The organism is Synergistes jonesii (assembly GCF_000712295.1).
GTDB lineage: Bacteria > Synergistota > Synergistia > Synergistales > Synergistaceae > Synergistes > Synergistes jonesii.
Genome location: NZ_JMKI01000047.1, coordinates 98,677 through 119,779, shown reverse-complemented (window position 1 = coordinate 119,779; position 21,103 = coordinate 98,677). Strand labels below are relative to the sequence as shown.

At 58.1% G+C, this 21,103-nt stretch carries 21 protein-coding genes; all 21 read right to left on the bottom strand.

The genetic code is table 11. From position 1 onward, the window contains the following. Window positions 1-47 precede the first annotated feature (47 nt). The 21 genes from EH55_RS11375 to EH55_RS11275 all read right to left on the bottom strand — a co-directional run bounded on the left by EH55_RS11375 (window position 48) and on the right by EH55_RS11275 (window position 21,097). Entirely contained in the window at window positions 48-1,142 is a 1,095-nt protein-coding gene (locus EH55_RS11375; RefSeq protein WP_070110172.1) for a TM1266 family iron-only hydrogenase system putative regulator, read from the bottom strand. Further along, window positions 1,139-2,137, bottom strand: coding sequence for a FecCD family ABC transporter permease (locus EH55_RS11370; protein WP_037977931.1), 999 nt, complete (start codon window positions 2,135-2,137; stop codon window positions 1,139-1,141). Before EH55_RS11370 ends, EH55_RS11375 begins: the two co-directional genes overlap by 4 nt. A gap of 3 nt (window positions 2,138-2,140) precedes the next feature. Next, window positions 2,141-3,232 carry an ABC transporter substrate-binding protein gene (locus EH55_RS11365; protein ID WP_037977929.1) on the bottom strand — a complete coding sequence of 364 codons (1,092 nt, stop codon included), beginning with the start codon at window positions 3,230-3,232 and terminating at the stop codon, window positions 2,141-2,143. Continuing rightward, entirely contained in the window at window positions 3,229-4,374 is a 1,146-nt protein-coding gene (locus EH55_RS11360) for a nitrogenase component 1 (RefSeq protein WP_236617125.1), read from the bottom strand. The genes EH55_RS11365 and EH55_RS11360 overlap by 4 nt, the downstream gene beginning before the upstream one ends. Then, window positions 4,362-5,690: a nitrogenase component 1 gene (locus EH55_RS11355; RefSeq protein WP_037977925.1), complete on the bottom strand. Its 1,329-nt coding sequence runs from the start codon at window positions 5,688-5,690 to the stop codon at window positions 4,362-4,364. Before EH55_RS11355 ends, EH55_RS11360 begins: the two co-directional genes overlap by 13 nt. Before the next feature lies 1 nt (window position 5,691). Next, the gene (locus tag EH55_RS11350) at window positions 5,692-6,438 is read right to left on the bottom strand and encodes a nucleotide-binding protein (RefSeq protein ID WP_236617127.1); all 747 of its coding nucleotides are present in this window, start codon (window positions 6,436-6,438) and stop codon (window positions 5,692-5,694) included. 284 nt (window positions 6,439-6,722) lie between these two features. Beyond that, a complete protein-coding gene (locus EH55_RS11345) occupies window positions 6,723-7,220 on the bottom strand; it encodes an adenosine-specific kinase (RefSeq protein ID WP_037977920.1) in 498 nt (165 codons plus the stop codon). Between the two features lie 189 nt (window positions 7,221-7,409). Then, the gene (locus tag EH55_RS11340) at window positions 7,410-7,838 is read right to left on the bottom strand and encodes an OmpH family outer membrane protein (RefSeq protein WP_037977918.1); all 429 of its coding nucleotides are present in this window, start codon (window positions 7,836-7,838) and stop codon (window positions 7,410-7,412) included. 174 nt (window positions 7,839-8,012) lie between these two features. Then, entirely contained in the window at window positions 8,013-9,110 is a 1,098-nt protein-coding gene (locus EH55_RS13640; RefSeq protein ID WP_051682864.1) for a divergent polysaccharide deacetylase family protein, read from the bottom strand. A 4-nt stretch (window positions 9,111-9,114) separates the two neighbouring features. Further along, on the bottom strand, window positions 9,115-10,317 hold the full coding sequence (locus EH55_RS11330) for a S41 family peptidase (protein ID WP_408054951.1): 1,203 nt from the start codon (window positions 10,315-10,317) through the stop codon (window positions 9,115-9,117). Window positions 10,318-10,339: 22 nt separating this feature from the next. Further along, window positions 10,340-11,554 (bottom strand): murein hydrolase activator EnvC family protein, encoded by a 1,215-nt coding sequence (locus EH55_RS11325; RefSeq protein ID WP_037977914.1) that lies wholly within the window; start codon window positions 11,552-11,554, stop codon window positions 10,340-10,342. Window positions 11,555-11,565: 11 nt separating this feature from the next. Next, window positions 11,566-12,450 carry a cell division protein FtsX gene (locus tag EH55_RS11320; protein ID WP_037977912.1) on the bottom strand — a complete coding sequence of 295 codons (885 nt, stop codon included), beginning with the start codon at window positions 12,448-12,450 and terminating at the stop codon, window positions 11,566-11,568. Then, window positions 12,437-13,132, bottom strand: a complete 696-nt coding sequence (gene ftsE, locus EH55_RS11315; RefSeq protein WP_037977909.1) for a cell division ATP-binding protein FtsE — start codon at window positions 13,130-13,132, stop codon at window positions 12,437-12,439. Before ftsE ends, EH55_RS11320 begins: the two co-directional genes overlap by 14 nt. A gap of 7 nt (window positions 13,133-13,139) precedes the next feature. Further along, window positions 13,140-14,081: a transketolase family protein gene (locus EH55_RS11310; RefSeq protein WP_051682863.1), complete on the bottom strand. Its 942-nt coding sequence runs from the start codon at window positions 14,079-14,081 to the stop codon at window positions 13,140-13,142. Continuing rightward, window positions 14,071-14,889: a hypothetical protein gene (locus EH55_RS11305; protein ID WP_141730593.1), complete on the bottom strand. Its 819-nt coding sequence runs from the start codon at window positions 14,887-14,889 to the stop codon at window positions 14,071-14,073. Before EH55_RS11305 ends, EH55_RS11310 begins: the two co-directional genes overlap by 11 nt. After that, on the bottom strand, window positions 14,846-15,877 hold the full coding sequence (gene csaB / locus EH55_RS14480; protein ID WP_051682861.1) for a polysaccharide pyruvyl transferase CsaB: 1,032 nt from the start codon (window positions 15,875-15,877) through the stop codon (window positions 14,846-14,848). The genes EH55_RS11305 and csaB overlap by 44 nt, the downstream gene beginning before the upstream one ends. After that, a complete protein-coding gene (locus EH55_RS14475) occupies window positions 15,874-17,787 on the bottom strand; it encodes a DUF5693 family protein (protein ID WP_051682860.1) in 1,914 nt (637 codons plus the stop codon). The genes csaB and EH55_RS14475 overlap by 4 nt, the downstream gene beginning before the upstream one ends. A 2-nt stretch (window positions 17,788-17,789) precedes the next feature. Next, window positions 17,790-18,383: a Maf family protein gene (locus EH55_RS11290; RefSeq protein WP_037977907.1), complete on the bottom strand. Its 594-nt coding sequence runs from the start codon at window positions 18,381-18,383 to the stop codon at window positions 17,790-17,792. Continuing rightward, a complete protein-coding gene (locus tag EH55_RS11285) occupies window positions 18,380-18,628 on the bottom strand; it encodes a hypothetical protein (protein WP_037977905.1) in 249 nt (82 codons plus the stop codon). Before EH55_RS11285 ends, EH55_RS11290 begins: the two co-directional genes overlap by 4 nt. A 1-nt stretch (window position 18,629) precedes the next feature. Then, window positions 18,630-19,439, bottom strand: a complete 810-nt coding sequence (locus EH55_RS11280) for an undecaprenyl-diphosphate phosphatase (RefSeq protein WP_037977902.1) — start codon at window positions 19,437-19,439, stop codon at window positions 18,630-18,632. Continuing rightward, window positions 19,436-21,097: a Na/Pi cotransporter family protein gene (locus EH55_RS11275; RefSeq protein ID WP_037977900.1), complete on the bottom strand. Its 1,662-nt coding sequence runs from the start codon at window positions 21,095-21,097 to the stop codon at window positions 19,436-19,438. Before EH55_RS11275 ends, EH55_RS11280 begins: the two co-directional genes overlap by 4 nt. Window positions 21,098-21,103: the final 6 nt, after the last annotated feature.

The window sequence follows — 21,103 nt, the reverse complement described above, 5'->3', positions numbered from 1 at the left end:
CGGGCTGAAGGGCTCGCTGTGACGACAAGCCCTGACGAAGCGCCGCATCACAGCTTTGAGTAAACCGTTTTCGCGCTCACCCCTGGAAACATTCCGAGCTTTCCGGAGAGGGCGCTTATTTTTTCGTTCGGCGCGTCGATGATCACGCTTATTATCGAAATGTTGCGCTCTCTGTACGGCATGCCCATGCGCCCTATGATAAATTCGCTGTATTCGTGCAGCAGCTTGTTTATCTTCTCAGCCGCGTCCGGGTCCTCTACTATTATTCCTATCTGCGCTATCCTTGTCTCCATTTCTCTCAGCCTTTCCGTCTGTCTCTTTTCTTCGCCGTCGACGGGCAGGATGCTCGCGTAAGCGCGTCCTCCTATCTTGAAGCGGTGTATGTATACGTCGATCTCAAACGCGCGCTTTAAATTTTCCTCGTTCAGCACGTTCGCGGCGCTGCCGTATATCGCGCTCCTGTCCGGGAGCAGCAGCAGGGCGCGCTGCGCGATGTCCATAGCGTGCTCCGGGTAATGGGTGTTAAGTATCGCGGCTATACCGCGCTCCTTGCAGAGCGTCGATATCGTCGAGAGCACCCTCTTTTGATTTTTAAAATCGAGGTTCGACTCCGGCTCGTCGAGCACAAGGAGGCGAGGTTCGGCGGCAAGGGCGCGCGCTATCAGCACAAGCTGATATTCGCCGCCGCTTATCCTGCTGCACAGCCTGCCGGAGAGGTCCGATACGCCGGCAAGCTCCATAGCGCCGCGCGCCGCCTCCCTGTCGCGCTCCTTCGGCATTGAAAGTCCGCCGATGTGCGAGTTCCTTCCAAGCAGCACCATTTCGCCGACGGTATAGGCGAAGGAGGAGAGCTTCGCCTGAGGGACGTAGCCCACGGAGCTCCAAAATTCTTTCGCCCGGATACTTTCGACCCTTCTGCCTCTCAGATAGGAGGCGCCGCGCTTCCACTTCTGCAGGCCGAGCATGCATTTCAGCAGGGTCGTCTTTCCCGCGCCGTTCGCGCCTAATACGCAGAGTATATCCGGCTCGCCGACGCAGAAATTTATATCGCAGAGCACGTCGCCGTCGCCGTAGGAGAAGCAGCCGCCGCGGACTTCAAAAAGGGGGGCCATCGGCTCGGCGGCGGTATTTTCGGCCGTCATGCCTTGATTCCCCCCGTCTTTCTCAGCAGGAAGATGAAAAAAGGCGCTCCTATGACGGCCGTCAGTATAGACGCAGGTATTTCGGACGCCGTCAAGCTCCTCGCAGCAGTGTCTATAGCGAGCATGAAGAGCGCGCCGAAGGCGACGCTCGCCGGCACGACGCGCCTGTTGTCGTTGCCGAAGGCCATGCGCGAAGCGTGAGGTATAAGCAGCCCCACCCATCCGATAAGGCCGCACATCGAAACGACGGAGGCGGTTATCGCCGCCGCGCTCGCTATCACGGCAAAGCGCGTCCTCTTGACGTCTACTCCCAGGGAAACGGCCTCGTCTTCCGAAAGGGTCATAGCGTTGAGCCTCCAGCGGTAAAGCCATATCACCGTCACCCCGGCGACTATCAGAGGCGCGCCGAGCGTCACGCTTTCGCGCGTGGTGCCGGAAAGGCTGCCCATAAGCCAGAAGGTCACGGCAGGCAGAACGTCTTGTGGATCCGCGGCGTATTTCACAAGCGACACGAGCGCGGAAAAGAGCGCGCTCGTCACCATGCCGGCAAGTATCATCATGATCACCGACGAGGAGCCGCGGATGCGGCTGACGAACATCACGAGCGCCACCGCGAAGAGCCCCGACGCAAGGGCGCAGAGCTGCACGCCGAACGACGGAAGCCCGAGCAAAATGCCGAGCGCCGCGCCGAAGGAGGCGCCCGTCGCCACGCCGAGAGTATCGGGAGTGGCGAGCGGGTTGGAAAAGAGCGCCTGAAAGGCTCCGCCCGCAACGCCGAGCCCGGAACCTGCAAGCATCGCGAGCAGCACGCGCGGCAGCCGTATATTCAGCACCACGTCGCGCACCACCTGCGGCGCTTCGGAGCTCCAGAGCCAAGGGCAGAGCGCCGAGATCGTATCGTGCGCCGAAAGGGGAAATCTGCCCGCCATCACCGCCGTTACGGGAGAAACTACAAGCGCGGCGGCTATCAGGGCGAACGCGGTTCTTTCACGCATCAGCTACTGTCTGAAGCCTTCGGCGGAGGCGCGCCCCTGATTGAAGATACCCTTCAGCTGTTTGTCCGTTAGGGTGATTCCAAAAATCTTTTTGTAATATGAATAGGCCTCCCTCTCCACGTTTATCTTGCCGAAGAGCTCGGGGTAGACCTTCTGAGCCATCCACATGAAGGTTATCGGCGTGTCCGCGCCGGGCGTGTAAGAGCGGTACATGCCGAGAGGCATCTTGTAGACCGCGTGGTTCTTCACGGCCGCCACATTGGACCAGTTGTCGCCGCCTATCCTGTTGTTGTATAGATCGTCCGGCATCGCCGGCGTGAAGTTCGTTATGAAGATCACGTCGGGATTCCACCTATATACCTGCTCCATCGTGATGACGGCGTTAGCGTTGTCCGCCGGCACCTCCTCGGCCGCATTCTTGGCGCCTATGGCGTCGCACCAGTATTGCCCGAAGAAGCTGCGCCCCGACGTCACCATGCGCTTGTCGTCGTACTGGAAGAGGAAGAGGACTTTTTTGCGCTCTTCCGGCATAACGTTCTTCACCCTCTTCTGCACGTCGCCGTAGATGCCCCGGCTGTACGAGGAGGCGGCTTCCGCCTTTTTGTTCTCCGGGAAGATGGAGCTCAGCGTCTTTATCCATTCGTCGTACGTGCGCATCACATCGTAATCCCATTTAGTCGGCGATATCGCCACGGCGGTCAAGCCGGCGTTTTTTATCATTCTGCCCATCTCCTTGTTGCCGGCGAGGTAAAAGACTATGTCCGGACGCAGGCGCATCAACTCTTCGATGTTGAGGTCGAGCCCAGACGTGAAATTCGTCTCAGCCTTCAGTATCTCGGGGAAAATTTCACCCAGCAGGCCGGCCTTCGCCGCGCCCATCGACGCAGGCGGTATGCCGACGAGCTTCTCAGCCGAGCCTAAAAACACCGTGAGCACCGACGGGAACGGCAGTATCCCCGCCACCGCGATGCGCTCGATCTTTTCCGGCACGGCGACGCTGTCGCCGGCGTGGTCCGTTATAATGTGCGACGCTTCCGCGCCCGCCGAAATCGTCAACAGCGCTGCACAGATAAGTAAAGCAATAAACTTTTTCATAGAGAAAGCTCCTTTTTAATCCATTCGTTAAAATTTCCGCCCATGATGAGCGGAATCTGATCCCTGAAAATCCTTCCCGAATAGCCCTCGTGGGGCAGAGAAAGGAAGCGGCAGCCCTTAGGCAGGGCCGGCTTGTAAAGCGGGTCGGCGATTACCGTGCGAGCGTTTTTCAATTGAGCGAATATCTTGTCCTCGTCGGGAAAATCGAGAGGTGAAATCGCGCCGACGCTTTCGATTCCAAAATCGCGGTGCAGCGCGCGCGCTATCTCGGCGCTTTGCACCGGCTCGCCTACGACGATAAACTCCGCGCCTTCCGCGTCGGGCGCGGGCATTTTTCTGTCATTTCCGTCCCTCGCCGCCGCGCGCGCCGCGTCGAATAGCTCCCGCTGCGCGGCCGCGCCGATCGGTATTCCCGTCACTGCTGGAATGGCGTATTTTTCGCGCAGGACCTTCGCCAACCCTTCGCCGCACGATGAGACGACGACGTTCACATGAGCCCTTCCGGCCTCCATCAGCCGCTCCCAGCCGTCGCCCATCGCCCAACAGCTGTTGACGCGAAAGCCGGCGTCCACGAAGGATTTTTTCATCGCTTCGACGTTGCCGGTGACGGAAAAATCAAGAGGCGTGACGCCGAGCAGATTGACCTCCGGCGCCTCCTCCGCCGCCAGCTCACGCCGCGAAAGCGATGGATCGCAGAAACGCTCCGCGACGGCGGCCAGCGCCGTAGACGCGCCCTTGTTGTAGGAGTGCATCCCGTTCGTCGCAAAGCCGAACGTCGGTATTCCCGTGCGGCTTTCTATCAGACGCGCGACGCCTTTGAAATCCGTTCCCATCATCATCGGGATCGGCGTGCCGGCGAGCGCGACGAAGCGCGGGCGAAGCTCTTCCGCGGCGCGGCAGACGTCGCCTATGAGTTTTTCGTCGTCGCCCATCACGGCGTCGACCTCGGCGAGAGCCGAGATGAAGACCATCGACGGCATATCGTACCAGCGCGGCTCGTCGTGCGTGTTGTAGGTCGAATTGCAGCCTGAGGCGTCGTGCATCACGGTCATCCCGCCCATTTCGTAGAGCGCCGAGCAGACGCCGGAAACGTCGGCCGCGTAGGTCGACAGAATAGCGCAGGTCTGTTTCAACAGCAGCACCCCCAGCCCTTGACCTGTATAATTTTTTTCGTATCTTTTTCTTCGACGAAGGCGTCGCATATCTCTTCGGCGACGCGCAAAATTCCGTCGAAACCCCAATAGCCGCCGCATTCGAGCATGTTCACGAAGTAAGTGGTGTCTTCGAAATACGCCGCCTTCTGTCCGATCGCCAGTACTTTCTCATCGCGATTCGCCGCGGCGCGCGGCAGCAGCCCCATCTTGGGATGGACGGTCGCGCGCAGCTCAAGCTCGGGAAATTTTTCGCGCAGGCGGTCGAAGGCAGGGCGCTCCTCGGCGATGAACGCGTCGGCGTAAACGGTGCGGACGTTGAAGCCGTGATCCAGCAGCAGCTCCGCGAGGCCGAGCGGGCGCGGCGTCGCGGTGTAGTCGAGCACGACGGGCGTATCGCGGAGGAGGCGCTTCGCCGCCTCAAGCGCGCGCTCCGCGTCGGCTTCTAGCAGCGCGGCGTTTATTTCGGGAATATCGAGGCGTTCGGATAGAGCCTGGATACTCTTCCTTATCTCTTCGTAATCATAGGAAAGAGGCATATAAATATAATCCATACATAGGCGCTCTTTAAGGTCGCGCAGCGCCGGAAGCGCGGGAGGCATATAGCCGACGTTCAGTCGGCTTTCACCCATCTTCCGGTACTCCTCCCAGCTGCGGCAGCGCGTGATGTCGCGTATTTCGTAACCCGCGCCGCGCAGCATCCGCGCGAAGTCGGAGGAGTCTTCCGTCGGGTAGTTGTTCCCGATGATATTGACGCTTTCCGCGTCGCAATGTGCGGACTTCGGCAGGAAGCTGTAGAGCCTCATGCGCATCATCGGATCCGGCGGCGTCTTCGTCTTGCGCATTATCGGATACATGTAGCAGTCCGTGAAATAAATATCGGGGAAGCGTCCGCGGAGCTGCGAATAAACGTATTTCAGATCGCAGCCCATAAAGTTGTGGATGCAGCTCGTGAAGACGAGCACGGCTTTGGGCTTCCGCGGCAGCTTGCGGATGACGTCGGCGACGCCGTCGATTATAAGAGATTCCATGTCGCCGTCGAGGACGTTGTTCTCGCATACCGCCACCGTAGAAAACCTATCCTGCGCGTTCATCTCCGCCGCGGTCAGGACCACGCCGCGCAGACAGCCCTGCGCGCATACGAATATCTGATGGCTCTCAGGCAGCAGCATCCCCGTGTGCACGATATTCCACAGCCCGCGCGCCGGCGAGCCGTATTCAAGGCCGTATTCGAAGGGATCGAGAGAGGCCGCTTCTTTGATTTTCAGCGAAGCGCCGCTCCAGTCGGGATTGTGGAGGTCGATCATCTCATTCACCGCAAGCCGCGAGGAGACGGCGGGCGAGCTCGCGGTATTCGCCGGCCATTTCGCTCTCGGGAAAGGCTTCGAGCACCGTCTTCGATATCTCCTCGGCCCGCTGCACCGTCGGGCTGAAATCCAGCGCGCCGACGATTTTCGTACCGACGTCCGACGCGAGCTCCGCGACTTTCTCTTCCTCGCGCGGTACGTTGCGGCGATTCAAAATTATCCCTCCGAGCGTCGCGTAGCCGCGTGAACGGAAATTCGCGACGGCCTCCGCGATATTCGCCGCGGCGTGAAGCGCCATGTTTTCGCCGGAGGTCACGACGAAGACTTTGTTCGCGTAGCCTTCGCGTATCGGCATCGCAAAGCCGCCGCAGACGACGTCGCCCAAAACGTCGTAAATCACCGCGTCGGGTTTGTAAATTTCAAAGGCCCTCTTCTCCTTCAGCTTCTCCATCGCCGCGATGATGCCGCGTCCCGCGCAGCCGAGCCCCGGCGCCGGGCCGCCGGCTTCGACGCAAAGCACTCCGGCGAAGCCCGGCGTAACGAGCTCTTCGAGCGTCAGCGCCGCGCCGCGCTCCCTTATAAGTTCGAGAACAGTCGGGACGCTCCCGCCGCCGCGCAGATTCACGGTCGAATCGGCCTTCGGGTCGCAGCCTATCTGCATGACGCGCATGCCGTTCTGCGCGAAGGCCGCCGCAATGTTCGACGCCGTGGTGGATTTTCCTATGCCGCCCTTGCCGTAAATCGCCATCTTTATCACTTGCAGCCCCCCATAAAATAAAAAACCCCTCCGCCGCAGACGGAAGGACAAAAAATACAGTGACCTCTCTCAAAAGCTCGCCTTCCGACTCCGAACGAATCATCGTCAATTCAGAACGATTTTATTTCAACTCTCACTGTGTGAATAATAACACGATACGGGCGCATCGGCAACGAAAACTTTAACGATTTTATTTACGGCGGGCTCCGCCGCGCGCCCATGACGCCGAAGCGGCGTGCGCCGCCCCGGCGTCACTTTTTCACTTCTCCGATGAATCACCTTTTATATCCGATGATGTCGCGCAGAAGCTTTACTCGCGAATCCATATCCTTTTCATCTTCGACGCCCTTTGTCCCAAATCCGTCGATGACCCCCATAACACCTCTGCCCTGTCCGCTCTCTGCGACGACAAGCTGCAATGGGTTTGCGGTCGCCGCAAAGATGCGGCAGACCTCCTGCGCGTCCTTGATTCTGCTCAGGACGTTGATCGGGTAGCCTCCTCGCATCGCTATTATAAAGACGTGCCCGGCGTTTATCTTTTTTGCGTTCTCTACCGCCGCGAGCTCCATGTCTTTATTGTTGCCGTCGTGGCGAATAAGGCAGTCGCCCGACGCCTCGCAGAATGCAATGCCGAATTCGATGCAGGGCGCGGACGTCACCATAGCCTCGTAGAGATCCTCGACCGTCTTTATAAAGTGGCTCTGCCCGATGATAACGTTGGCATCCTCGGGGATATCCACCTGCACGATTCCTATCTTCAATTCATCCGCCATGAAAACACCTCCGTAAAAATTTTTATTTTCTCGCTGGGCCGCGGAAGAGGGCATAAAGACGGCCTTCGCCGCGGCGCGGCAGAGGAATACGCGTCATCTGCCCAATTAAAAAAAGTATAGCACAGCGGAATCAAAAAGGGCGGCCTCCGCAACGGAAACCGCCGAAAATATCATTGCGCCGCGTTCGCGCTATTTCTTTTTAAGCTCAGTTATCACCGCGTCGGTGATATCGACTCCGCCGAAGAAGACGGCCTCCTTATCGACGACGACCGTGAGCTTCTTCTGGTTGGCTACGGTCCTTATGGCGAGGTTGATGTCCTTGAAGAGAGGCTCCATGAGCTTCTGCTCTTCCTTGGCAAGTTCCTGGCGCTTCGACTGATAGATTTGGGCTTTTTTCTTGTCGTCCGTCTCCTTGTCGATGGCGCTCTGAGCTTCCTTCTGCTTCGTCGACGATATATCCTTCAGCTGTTTCTGCACCTGTTCGAACTTTGGATGCTGGAACATTATCTTCTGCGTGCTTATCGTGCCGATTACGTCCGCCGCCAGCGCCGAGCCCGCCATAAATATCGCGGCCGCGACCGCGATAATCGATACCGTTATAGTCTTTCTTGAAACCATAGATATTTCCTCCTCTTAAATCTATCGCAGCGAATTTTTCAAACGAACTCCGTCTGCCTGACCGCAATATTTTACAATCTTTTTCAGATAAAGTCCATGAATTTTTTTACAAAACGCACGGCCGCTACGATTGCAAAAGCAAAGCGGCGCTTCTCCTGAAAGGGACGGGCTATATTATTTTTCCATCTCTTTCTTCAAGTTATTCGAGATGTCGCTTTTTCTCTCCTCCCCCTGCGCGTCGAGCAGCTCGATCATCTCCGGGACCGTGACGAAGCGCGCGGGAAGATTTTCATATTTTTTGTCGAGCTCTTCGAGAAAGAGCAGCGTCGCGGGCCTGAAGTGGCAGATGATCACGAGATGGCCTTTTTTCTTCGCGGCCGGCAGCACGTTTGCAAAGGCCGTTTCTATCGCTTTTTTGTCGGATACGTTGTCGATGAAGCCTCCGTTTTTCAGAGCGGGTACGCCCTTTTTGCGCGCGGCGGCGTAGGCGACGCTGCTTCCGATAGTCCTGCTGTCTACGAATATCAGCGAGCGCTCCTTGAGCTCGTCGAGAAAGGGGGACATAAGCGAGTCGTCGGCGGTCGACATAGAGCCCCTGTGGTTGTTGACTCCGATAACGCCGCTGAGCGACGCTAAGGCGTCCGCGGTTTTTTTCCTTACTTCGCCGGCGCTCATACCTTTTCCGATTATGTACCGCGACGCGTCCCTGTCCGTTATCGCCTGCATCGGCAGATGCAGAAGCGCAGGTATCTCTTTTTCCTTCGCAAGTTCGAGCATTTTTTTTGAGCAAGGCTGATAAGGTATTATAGCCCACGTGAGAGGCAGCGACAGCGTCGCCGCACGCTTCGCGTAGTCGAGGCGGAAGCCGCCGTCGTCGACGATTATCGCGAGCAGCGGAAGGGGGCCGGAATATTTTCTTTCCTCGGGCTCTTCGTATGCAGCCCGTTTTTGCCCTTGGGAAATTTTTTTGTCGGCGCTCCTTTCGAAGGCGGTAGTTGCCTTTTCTTCCAGCTCTTTCTTTTCAACGGACGGATGTTCGTTATCCGCTCTCTTTTCCCCGCCGGCGTATCTTTCGCCGAAGTCCTCCTTTTCGGCAACTTTTTCCTCGTCCTTATCCGCGCTTGTCGAGATCGGAGCCTCGACCGACGGCCGCCTTTCGTGCCTCGCCACGAAAGCGGCAGCGGCGTAGAGCGCCGCCGCTGCGAGCAGGAAGAGGATGGTAATTTTTATTATACGGCTCTTTTTGCTTTCTTTGCGATAATGCTTGCCCAATTCGTCATTTCGCCTTCAATTTCTGTTTCATGATCCCGATGGCCTTCTGCAGCTGCTTGTCTTCCTTTTTATTTTTCTTCGGTTCGCCGGCGACGGCGACGTCGGGCTGCAATCCCTTGTGGTCGAGGACGAAGCCGGAGGGAGTATTGTAGCGCGCGATAGTTACGTAGATTCCGGAGCCGTCGGGCAGGTTGAAGAGCGTCTGCACCGATCCTTTGCCGAAGGTCTTCGCTCCGACGACAGTGCCGCGCTTGTGGTCCTTCACCGCGCCGGCGAAAATTTCCGCGGCGCTCGCGCTTCCTTCGTTGATCAGGACAACTAAGGGCAGTTTATTGGCGCGTCCCTCCTTTGCGTAGAGCGTTTCGTTGGCTTTTTCAAAGCGTCCCCTCATCCCTACGACGACTCCCTTGGGGATGAACTGCGACGTGACGTCTACGCACACGTCGAGCAGCCCGCCCGGGTTGTTGCGTAGGTCCATGATCACGCCTTTTGCGTTCTTCTTCTTCGCGTTCTCCAGCGCGGCGCGCACTTCTCCGTCGCTCTTGAGGTTGAAGTGGTTGAGCTTGATGTACGCGATGCCGCCGTCAAGCATTTCGCTGCGCACCGTCTTTATCTTGATTATCTCGCGCACCATTTTGACGGGTATGAGCTTGTTGACGTTTTTGCGGCGTATCTGCAGGGTCACCGGCTTGCCGGCGGGGCCGCGGAGGAGTTTGACTATCTCGTCGCTCTCCATCCCCCAGACGTTTTTGTCGTCAACCTTGACGATCTCGTCGAGAGGCTTCACTCCTGCGCGGTCGGCGGGAGTGTCCTCTATCGGCGCGATTATCGTAGTGCGACCTTCGCGCGACGCGATATATATGCCGAGTCCGCCGTATTCGCCCTCCATCTCGACGTTCTCTTCGGCGAGGTCCTTGGGGTCGACGAATCTCGTATAGGGGTCTTCAAGCGACGCGACGAGCCCCTTCAGAGCGCCGTAATACATTTTCGTGTCGTCTATCTTGCCCTTTTTGTCTCCGTCGACCTGGTACGTAGACAGCGCGAGCTTTACCTGCTTGATTACCGCGAGCTGCTGCGGCGTGAAGGGAAGGCTCTTTTCCCACTCCGCGCCGGTGGCCTGCGAGAGTGCGCCCGTCCCCGCGCAGATGACGGCTCCGGCTATAGCGCCAGCGGCGAAAGATAAGATTTTGGATTTCAAATTTCTCACATGCCTTTCCGAAATTTTTCCGTTACCTCAGATAATTCATCGGGTTGACGGCGTTTCCGTTGACGCGCACCTCGAAGTGCAGATGGTTGCCGGTCGTGATTCCGGTGGACCCAACGCGCCCGATCACGCTGCCGCGCTTCACCCTCGCGTTTTCCGACGTCTCTATCTTCGACAGGTGGGCGTAGACCGTCGTCAGGTTGCCTCCGTGGTCGATGACTACGACCTGTCCGTAGCCGCGCATCCAGCCGGTGTAAAGGACTTCACCGGCCTCAGCCGCGCCTACGGGCGCCCCCTTCGGCGCGCCGATGTCTATGCCGGTGTGCGTGATCTTGGTCTTGAAGACGGGGTGAACGCGCGTCCCGAATGGGCTGTTTATCGTGCCCTGAACCGGCCACATGAGGCGTCCGCCCTTGTAATAGGTTGTAGACGGGCGCGCCGCCGCGCCCTTTTTTCTGCGCTCCTCTTCGCGGAGCCTCTGCTTTTCGGCAAGCAGCTTCTTGATGGCGGACTGCATTTCCTGGGATGCGCGCATCAGCTCCTGCTGCTGCGCGATGAAAAGCGCCTTATCTTTGCGCACTTTTGAAAGAAGCGCGTTTCGTTCGTCCGCAGCGCTCTTGAGCTCTCTGTTCTGCTGCCTGAGGTCGTCGTTCTGCCCTTTCAGCTTTGTCTGTTCTCTTCTCAGCTCTTCCTGCGTCATCGTCAGGCGGTGCTTCCTCTCCGTCAGGTCGTTGATTAGCTTTTTATCCTGATCGGCGATCCTGCCGAGCAGATAGGCGTTAGCGAGCGCGTCCTCGGCGCCCTGCGAGGACATCAGAAGGTTGAATTCGGCGACGCCTCCGTATTTGTAGATGTCTATCAGACGTTTTTTCAGCACGCCCTGCGCCGTGCGGATATCTTTATTCGCTTTTTCTATGTCGCGCGCGAGGGTAAAAATATTGTTCTGCAGCTTCTTTATCTTCGAAGCGACGACGTTCGCCCTCTGCTGCGTAAGCGATATCTTCTGGCTCAGCACGCCTATCTGCTGCGTGACGCTCTTCTCCTGGCGCTGCTTGTCCTGTATGTTCCTGTTGACCCTGGACATCTGGCTCTGTATTTTTTTGTAAGCCTGCTCCTGCTGCTTTATTTCGTTTTCGATCTGGGCCGCCGTCTTGGCGGCTGCAAGCGCAGGCTCGGAGCAGAGAGCGGCGGCAACGAGAAGGAGCAGGAGCGGCAGGAATTTTTTAGCGGAAAATCCCATAGCTTGCCCCGCTACAGCGGCCTGGCCGCCTTTCTGATGAATTTCTCGACCGCTATCAGGCTCGCGAAGAGGCTCAGGACCGTGCCGCAGAGTATCAGCACGAGGCTGAGCTTCCCGAGATAGCGCGTGGCTTCTATGAAAGTGAGGAAGGGCAGCATCTCTTTAAGGCAGGTTATAGCGCGGAAATAAGCGTATCCGAGCGCAGCCGACGCAAAGAGCGCGCCGGAAAGGCCGAGTATGAAGCCCTGTATCACGAAGGGAAAGGCGACGTAGGTCGACGTCGCGCCGACTTTAAGCATCACGGCAATCTCCTCGGCGCGTGAGTAGACGGATATCCTTATCGTGTTGAAGAGCACTACTCCGGAGGCTGTTATCGCCACGATCAGCATCACAAGCGAAAATTGCTGGACGAAATCCGCTACGCGCGAGAGCTTTTCTACAACCTGCCCCGCGTAGACTATGTCCTCGACTTCAGGCAGGGCTATGAGCATCCGCGCCGTATCCGATACGTCGGCGGCATGGCTGACCTTCACTTCTATCGAAGCGGGCAGAGGGTTTTCGCCAAGCAGCGTCACCGCGTTGGCCTGGTTCCCCAGCCTCGCGCGCAGGCGTTCGAGCGCCATTTCCTTCGTAACTATTTTTACCTCGCGGACGTTGGCTATGGCCTTTGCCTTTTGCGCAACGGCGTCAAGCTCAGCGTCCCCCTTCACGTAGGCCTGAATCGAAAGCTGTCCCTCCATCACCCTCACCATGTTCTGTATATTGAGTATAAAGAGCATCGTCGCGCCGACGACGAAGAAGACAGACATCGCGGTGAATATCGTCAGAAGGCTCATACCGAAGTGGCGCCAGACTAAACGCCAGCCGTCTCTGAATACGTATTTAATCCTCGACATTGCTCTCATAGCCTCCTTCTCTGTCGTCGCGCACTATGCGCCCGCGTCTCAGCTTGACGACGCGGTGCCTGTAGCTGTCGACGAGGTACTGGTTATGCGTCGCCATGATAACCGTCGTCCCGGCGGCGTTTATATCGAGCAGAAGCTGCATTATTTCATCGGCGGTATGATTGTCGAGGTTCCCCGTCGGTTCGTCCGCAAGCAGCAAAGAGGGCTCGTTTACCACAGCGCGCGCTATCGCAAGGCGTTGCTGCTCCCCTCCGGAAAGCTGCTGAGGAAAGAGCGCTCTGCGCCGCCATATCCCGACGGTTTTCAGCACGTCGACGACGCGCCCCTCTATCTCTTTTTTCGGCATGCCCATCACTTCGAGTACGAAAGCGACGTTTTCGAATGCCGTCAGATTGGGAAGCAGCGCAAAGTCCTGAAAGACGACTCCTATATCGCGGCGGAAAAGAGCGAGTTCGAAGCGCCCCATCTTGCGCAGGGCGTGCCCGCCTACGCTTATATGCCCGCGCGACGGCACCACTTCGCGGAATATGCAGCGCATCAGCGTCGTCTTGCCAGAGCCCGTCTCGCCTATCAGATAGACGAATTCGCCTTTGTCCACGTTGAGATAAATATTTTCCAGAGCGTTGATATCCGGCGGGAACGTCTTAGATACGCCGGAGAACTGAATTTCCATCGACAAGCTACCTCCTACGCAGCGCCCAGACCTGCGCCGCAGCGTCCACAATCTCTTTCCATGTGAGTCCGTAATATTCGCAGAGCTCCTCCTGCGTTCCACTGTTGACAAACTCGTCGCCGACCGCGACGCTTCTCAGCGGGACCGGATATGTGCGCCCCAGGCACTCGGCGACGGCGCCGAAAAGCCCTCCGAAGGCGTTCTCCTCGGAAGCGGCGACGCAACAGCCCGTCCTCCGCACCGACGAGAGAAGGACGTTCTCGGCGAAGGGCTTCAAGCTGTAGCAATCGATCACCTCTGCGTTTATATTCTGCATTTCAAGCCTTTCCGCGGCCTTCAGCGCGCGGGCGACCATAGCGCCGCACGCGCATATAGTGACGCCGCCGCCTCCGCGCAGTATCCTCGCGCCGCCGATGTGAAACGGCTCCGAAGCGTTCTCGTATTTCTGCGAAAGGGCGGCGCCGTCAAGGCGCATGTAAAAGGGGCACGATATCTCATCGCCCGCTTCGATCACGCGCACGGCTGTCTCTTCGTCCGCAGGCACTATCACGTTCATTCGGGGCATCGCACGCATCAGGGCGATGTCTTCGAGCATCTGCGAAGACGCACCCTCGTGGACGCAGGAGATGCCGCCGTCGAAGGAGACGATGCGCACGGGCAGTCCCGTCTGCACGATCGCCTCACGTATGCGCGAATAGCAGCGCCCCGCTATATCCGCGGCGCGCCCTATGAGCCAAGGCTTCCTTCCCGCCAGCGCAAAGCCGGCCGCGCTCATTACAGCGCCCTCTATCGACGGTGAAAGCGATTCCGAAGAGAAGGGCAGAAGATCTTTGAGTTCTTTTTCCGCCGTCTCCTCGGAAGCGACGAATATAAAATCTTTGCCGGCCGCGCGCTCGGAGAGCGCGGCGCAGAAAGCCGAAAGGGCCGATAGGTTTCCGTCAGCGTTCATTGGATTTCTCCTCCAATTCTTCAAGAGCCATATCAAGCTCGCCCATGCTCAGCGAACGGAAGGCCTCCGAATGCTCCAGCTTCACGAAAACATCTTCCGACTGAAGCGCGACAAGCGCCTTCGGAGCGCCCTCAGCGAAATTAAAAGACATGAAAGCGTTTTCCAGCGATTCGAAATCGCTGGAAAACGCTTCGCGCACGTCCCAGCCGAACGAGGAAAGTCTCGCCGGCGCCGCTATCCTCGCTGTGTCGCCGCGAAGATTTTGCAGGACAAGGACGAGCAGATTGGGCGTATATTTGCCGGACGATTTTTTAAGATCGGCGATAAATTCGTCGCAGAGCAGATTTTTTTCGTCCGTGAGGAAGATCACCCTCGGCGAACTCTCGGCAGGGAAGAGCTCGCGCGCGAGCGCACCGGCCATAGCGATCTGCGGGCGCGCGGCGACGCACGGCGCGTCAACGCCCGGGATACGGCCGAAATCCGGCAGAGCTTGGAGCATCGCGCCGAGGCGTCTGTAATGCCACAGATGTTCGCGCTCGAAAAAACCGCGCCGCGCGAGGACCGCGTAGAGAGCGGGGACGGCCTCCGGCACATCGGTCATGAAGCGGTCGCGATCCTCCCTCCGAGGTTCGCCGGGAACGAAAAGCATTTCTTCCCAATAAAGATAGACGAGGAGGCTCGCGGCCGAGAGCGACTTCTCAAGCGGGCCGGAGCGCGCGATGCCGACCATCCGCAGAATATCCTTGCGCACCTCGGCAGAGATATTATTCAGCTTTGCAAATTTCTTTTCGTCCATCTGTATTACCAATAATAAGAAAGAGCGCCTCCCTGAAATTCTTAAGCGCTTCTTCGCCCTCTTCGGCGGGTATCGCCGCAACGTCGAGCCGCGGCGCTTCCAGCCCGTCGTTTGTCGTCGCTATATTATAACGCATACAGAAGTCCGAGACCTTAGGATCGTAAGGGCAGCCGGCCGCGGGAAGAGCGGCGAGCGCGCAGAGCTCCAGAAAATGGAGCCGCATCCCTATCGCCGCGGAAGCGTCCTCCGCGACACGCGAAAAATCTTCGAGACTCCGCACGGTAATTATATCGCGGAATTTTATATAATCCAGCACTTCGAGCCTTTTCATCTCCGACACGTCCTCGTCGGCGAGAGCTACGCCGACGACCTCGCACTTTCTTTCACGCGCGATGACGGCGCATTTTTTAGCGGACTCCTCGGCGAGCGCGCCGTAGGAAGGGCGTGCGTTGAAGAGCATAGCTCCGCCGCCGCGCGATTTCGCCGGAAGTCCGAGAGTCAGTACGAGGTCCGGCGTCATGCGCGCGTCCAGCCCGAAGCCCTTTACGAGCTTCATCGAGGTTTCGTCGCGGAGAGATATCTCAGAACACATCGAAAGTGCGTGCTTCGCAAAAACACGCGACATTCCTCCGCGCAACGGGCCGACAGACTGCCCAGCCGCGAATATCTTCATGCCGCATAGTTTAGCGATAAGCGTGACACCCCAGTAATAAACGCAGGAGCGCGCACTCGTCGCATCCTGGAAGAGCCCCCCCCCTCCGAGCAGCAGCGCGCCGCTCCGCCTGCAGGCCTTGATCACTTCGGAGGGCTTCCAGCGGTTAAAAGCGCGCACACCGAATTTTTTTTCGCTCTCTTGGGGCCCTGCGGAAAGCATCGCTATTTTCTCCGGCCTTACGCCGCATCTGACGAGAAGCTTTATCGAGGCCTCGGCGAGCAGTTCGTCGCCGAGATTTCCGAAGCCGTAATAGCCTATGAGAAGTATCTCGAACTCTTTTCTCAATGTTTGCTTGCCAGATAAGAGCGGGCCCTGCGGCAGAAGGGGACGAAGGCGAAATGCAGCAGCGCGGTGAAAACAAGCCCGACCGCCATGCCGAGCCACCAGCCGTTCAGAACGCGGATGACGCTCAGCTGAAGGAGCGTGTGGAAATGGCAGAAGGTGTTCACAGCCGAGCAGAAGGCGAGCGACGCAGCGAGGCGCGCCGCCTCGCGGTAGTGCGGGAGATAGTCGCGGCGCACAAGGTACCAGTAAAGCACGAGCGCCGGATAACCGACGAGGAACTCCTTGGTGCGCGGGCGCACCGCGAGAGCGCGCTCCATAAAGTCGCGGAAGGCGACCTCGAGCACGGGGACGTTCGAAACGTTGTCGCTGCGCACAGCCATGACAAGCAGAGCGAGCAGCATCACGCCGATCAGAACGAGCTCGCCCCAAAGCACCGGACGCGAAACTATCTCGCCGAGTGGCTCGGGGTGCACGCGGCGCACGAGGTCGTGATAGAGTACCATCAGAGGCGGCAGCAGCAACGTCAGCTTCACGCCCGAGAATGGAGTAAGGCGCAGCGCGGCCGCCGAAGTCCCGTAGAAGGAGGCTATCGAAAGTCCACCGGCGAGCACGATCAGAAGCGCGCCAATCGAGCATATCGGGCGCCTTTTCCAGCAGTCGAGCGCGGAAAGCGCCGCCTCGGCCGCGACGAGCGCACCGCAGAGGCCGCCCTGCAGCTTAGCGAGCAAAGGGAGCTTCCACATGGCGGCGCCAAGGACTAGCGAAGCGACAAAGAGCGCGGCGGCGGTGAAGGGCGAGACGTTTTCAGCCTCCGATGCGGTGAGCCGCGCGAAATAGAACCACAGCGTAAAGACGAAGACTATCCCGCACGCCGCAGCTCCGGCAAGAGGCGAAGAGCGCACCGGCGAGGTATGCGGCCATTCCATTTTGCAGCCGCGTGCTTCGAGCGCCTCCTTATAAACGGCGAGGTCGCCGGCGAATATATCAAGGCGCCCGCCCATCTGCAAATCGTAAGGGTGGACCATTATCAGCCTTATCGAACGCTCGTGCACCGCGCGAACGAACCTGTCCGCTATAGTGCGACGGCTCAGGCCGCGCGAAATGATCTCGTCGCGCGTGAGGCTGTGCATTGGAATGACATACGGGGCCGCCATCTTTGCAAGTTGAGGCACGCCCACCTGTTTTATAAACTCGACCTGAGACATGGTGATATCGTGAGCCTTCATCACGGAAACGAGAGGCTCGAGCTCCGGATAGCCCGGGGCGACGAGCCCGGCGGGTGTTATATTTTTGATATTCGGATATTTTTCAAGCAGAAGCGAGAAGGCGTCCGCGACATTCTGCCCGGAGGCCGGAGTGCAGGGGCCCGGGCGGAAGAGAGCGGGAACGCCGCTCGCGCGCGCGAATTCGAGAGCCGCTACGTCGGGCACGAACGCCGAAAATTTAAGCTCTTCGACGGAACCCGGCAGAAGTATGACCTTATATCCGCCGTCAGCTATCAGCTCGGAGGCCGGCAGCTTCGCCTTTATATATTCCCAGAGGATGTCGGCGTAAACAAAATCAGGTAAAAAGCGCAGCACCGCGCGGCTGAAATTTTTCTTCGCGGCAGAAGCGCAGAGCAGCGAAGCCGAGCCGAAGCGCACCGGCATCGGGTTATGAGACGCGAGCTCGTCGCCGGTGTATTCGGCGGCGGCGACCCCTAGCACCCCCAAGTCGTTGATCCTGCGCCATACGTCGGCCGGCTCCACGTTGTTCTGATAAGCGAGAGAAGCGACCTCTCTGTACTCGGCGACAAAGGCCACGCTCTTATTCGCCTTCTCCGCCGCTACTCTCGGCAGCAGCCCAGCCGCGGCGCAGACAAAAGCCGCCGCAAGCGCGCTCCACAGCAATACGCGTTTATTTATATCCATTCTCATTCATCCCTCCACTGAGCCGCGAGAGGCACGCCCATCTCTTCAAACATTTTTGAGAGCCTTGAAAGAGGCAGGCCGACGACATTAAAATAACACCCTTCTATCCGTTCGGCAAGCAGCGCACCGCTTCCCTGTATCGCGTAAGCGCCAGCTTTGTCCGCGCTTTCGCCGAGCGCGACATAGGCCCTGATGTCATCGTCCGAAAGAGGGCGGAAAAAGACGCGCGTCTCTTCTGAGCAGACATTTTTGCCGCCGTCCGGAGCGATCAGGGCCACTCCTGTGAAGACCGAATGAGCGCGCCCCGAAAGCGCCCGAAGCATCGCCGCGGCCTCGCGTTCGTCCGCAGGCTTCCCTAAAATTTTCCCCTCCGACGCGACGACGGTATCAGCGCCGACGACCCAGCGCGACGGAAAGCGTGAAGCGACCTCCGAGGCCTTTTCGTCGGCGAGCATTTTCACATATTCCGCGGGCGGCGCCGAGCCGGCCTCCTTTTCCACCATATTCGACGGCACGACCTCAAAGTCTCGACAGACGCGCGAAAGCAGCTCCCTCCGCCTCGGGCTTCCCGATGCGAGTATCAGCGCTTCCTTCATTTCGTTATCAGTATTCCCGCTACCGCTCCGATGATAGTTCCCAGATTGATCCTCATCGAAAAAAGTACGCCGAACCTGAGCATCACGAGATCGATCTGGCGGATATCGAACGTAAAGTCGGTCACGTTCGCAAAAATCGCCGCCGTAGCGCGGAAATTCTGCAAAAATATCCCCAGCCAGGTCCCCAGTATCATGCATAACAGAACGACGCCCCATTTGAAGGACGAATTCTTCAACAGCGACATATTACCACGCTCCCAGACAAGTTACTCCGATCGCAGCGACACCCGCTGCAAGACAGTATACCCCAAAGAGCCACCACTTTGACGTTATCACGAGCTTTTTCAAAACAAACAGTGAAAAGAGCCCCGAGGCGAACGCGCAGAGCGCGCCTAAAAACCAGCCGGATGGCAGGGAAGAAACAAATTCACGCCAGCCTCCGATCTCAAGAGCCTGCACGAGCGCAGCGCCGAGTATCGCCGGAATGGATAGAAGGAACGAGAAGCGGAAGGCGGCCTCCTTCGAAAGCCCCGCGGCAAGCCCCGCCATTATCGTCATGCCCGAGCGCGACACGCCGGGGAATACCGCTAGCCCCTGAGCTATGCCGACGTACAGCCCGTCGGTGAAGGCGACGTGCCCGCAGCCGTTTCCCATCTTCCTCGAAATCAGAAGGACGACGCCAGTGACGACGAGGCCGGCTCCGACCATGATCGAGTTCATAGACGCCTCTTCGGCGAAGTTCTTCAGCGCGAGCCCTATCGCCGCCGTGATGACCGTGCCGGCGATAACGGCCCAGCCTATGCTCCACCCAGCGCTCCTGCGCCGCTGTGCGTTAGAAAAGCCGGAAGACCATTCGATTAAAAGCACGGCGATGTCCGGCGCGAAAAATATAAGAGTCGCAAGCACCGTCGAAACATGCAGTACAAGGTCGTAGTTCAGCGGCGGCATCTCCATGCCGAGAAAAATTTTCGCCAGGGCCAGATGACCAGAGCTGCTGACCGGCAGAAATTCGGTGAAGCCTTGGATAAACCCAAGCAGAATCGCGTTTGAATTCATTTCGCCGCCTCCTTGCCCTTAGGCGCGCTTTCCGTCTTTGATTTTTTATTTTTATGCAGCTTGGAAACCTCGATGACCATATCGGCGAGGTTAGTCGCGTGGTCTCCTACCCTTTCAAGATTGCTCAGTATATCTATGAAGACGACTCCGGCCCCCGGCTTGCAGAGCCCCCTGTTCAGGCGTTCGATGTGCTGGGCGCGCAGCGCCTTCTCCATGTCGTCGATACGCTGCTCCAGCTTGATGGCCTCGGCGGCGAGATCCGGATTTTCCTCGTCGAGCGCCTGGATGCTCTTGTCGAGAGCCGTGAGGACGAGCGCGAACATCTCGTTGCCCTCCTCAAGCGCCTTCGGGGAAAGAGTCAGGTGGTGATCCTGAAGGTACTGGTACATTTCCACCAGGTTCGTAGCGTGGTCCCCGATGCGCTCTGCGTCGCTGACCGCGTTAGTCGAGAGGTTCAGCAGCGTCGACATGTCCGTCGAAAGCCTTCCCTGTCCGACCTCCGAGGCATACTGGACGATATCGCGCGTCATCTCGTTGACGTTTGACTCGCTGCGCTCTACCTCTTCGACGAGCTTCTCGTCGCCCTCGACTATCAGCCTGCGACAGTCCTCGATCATTTGGCGCGCGGTGCGCGAGAGGCGTATCATTTCCTTGCGCACCGCGTCGATCGCGGCAGCGCTGGAAACGGTCAAGAGCGCGCGGTTGAGGTATATCGGGCTCGTTGCCTGCACGCTCTCGTCGTCAGGTATGAGCTTTCTGATGAAATTGGCATACTGGGAGACGAAGGGCAGGAAAAGCAGAGCGATTATTATATTGAAAATAGTATGAGCGTTTGCAACCTGCCTGGAAATAGTATTTGCCGTCATCTCTATCAACGAGGTATAGAATGGCAGGACTAGCAGTATGACCAACGTGCCGAGTATCTTTATCATGACGTGCGCCGCGGCCGCCTGTTTCGCGGCCCTGTTCGCGCTGAGAGACGCGAGAACGGCCGTAATCGTAGTCCCGATGTTGTCGCCGAGTATGATGACGATCGCCGTCTGAAGCGGTATAACGCCCTGTACCGCGATAGCCATCGTAAGGCCGACCGTAGCCGAGCTCGATTGCACGATGAGCGTAAGGATGAGCCCGGCAAGGAAGGCCACCGCGGGATGGCTGCTGAAGGCCGCGGTGACCTCCGGACGTTCCTTCAAAAATGAAAGCGGCCCCTGCATCATCTCCATACCTATGAAAAGCAGTCCGAAACCGACTATACCCACGCCTATATGCTTCACCCTCTTCTTGTGCGCGAGGATGCATATTGCGGCTCCAACTAGAACGCATATGTAAGCCACGTTGGTTATGTCGAAGGCTATCAGCTGTCCCGTAACCGTCGTGCCTATATTCGCCCCCAGTATCACCCCGATAGCCTGCGTGAGCGTCATAAAGCCGACATCGACGAAGCTGACGACCATAATCGTCGTAGCGCTGCTGCTCTGCAGAATCGAGGTTACAGCGGTGCCGACGAGAAGCCCCTTGATAGGCGTCGCCGTCAGCGATCCGATAAGCTTTCGCAGCCTGTCCCCGGCTATGATCTGCAGAGAATCTCCCATGATGATGATTCCGTAGAGCAGAACCCCCACCCCTGCCAGGACCTGAAGCAAATCGCCAAATGACATAAAATT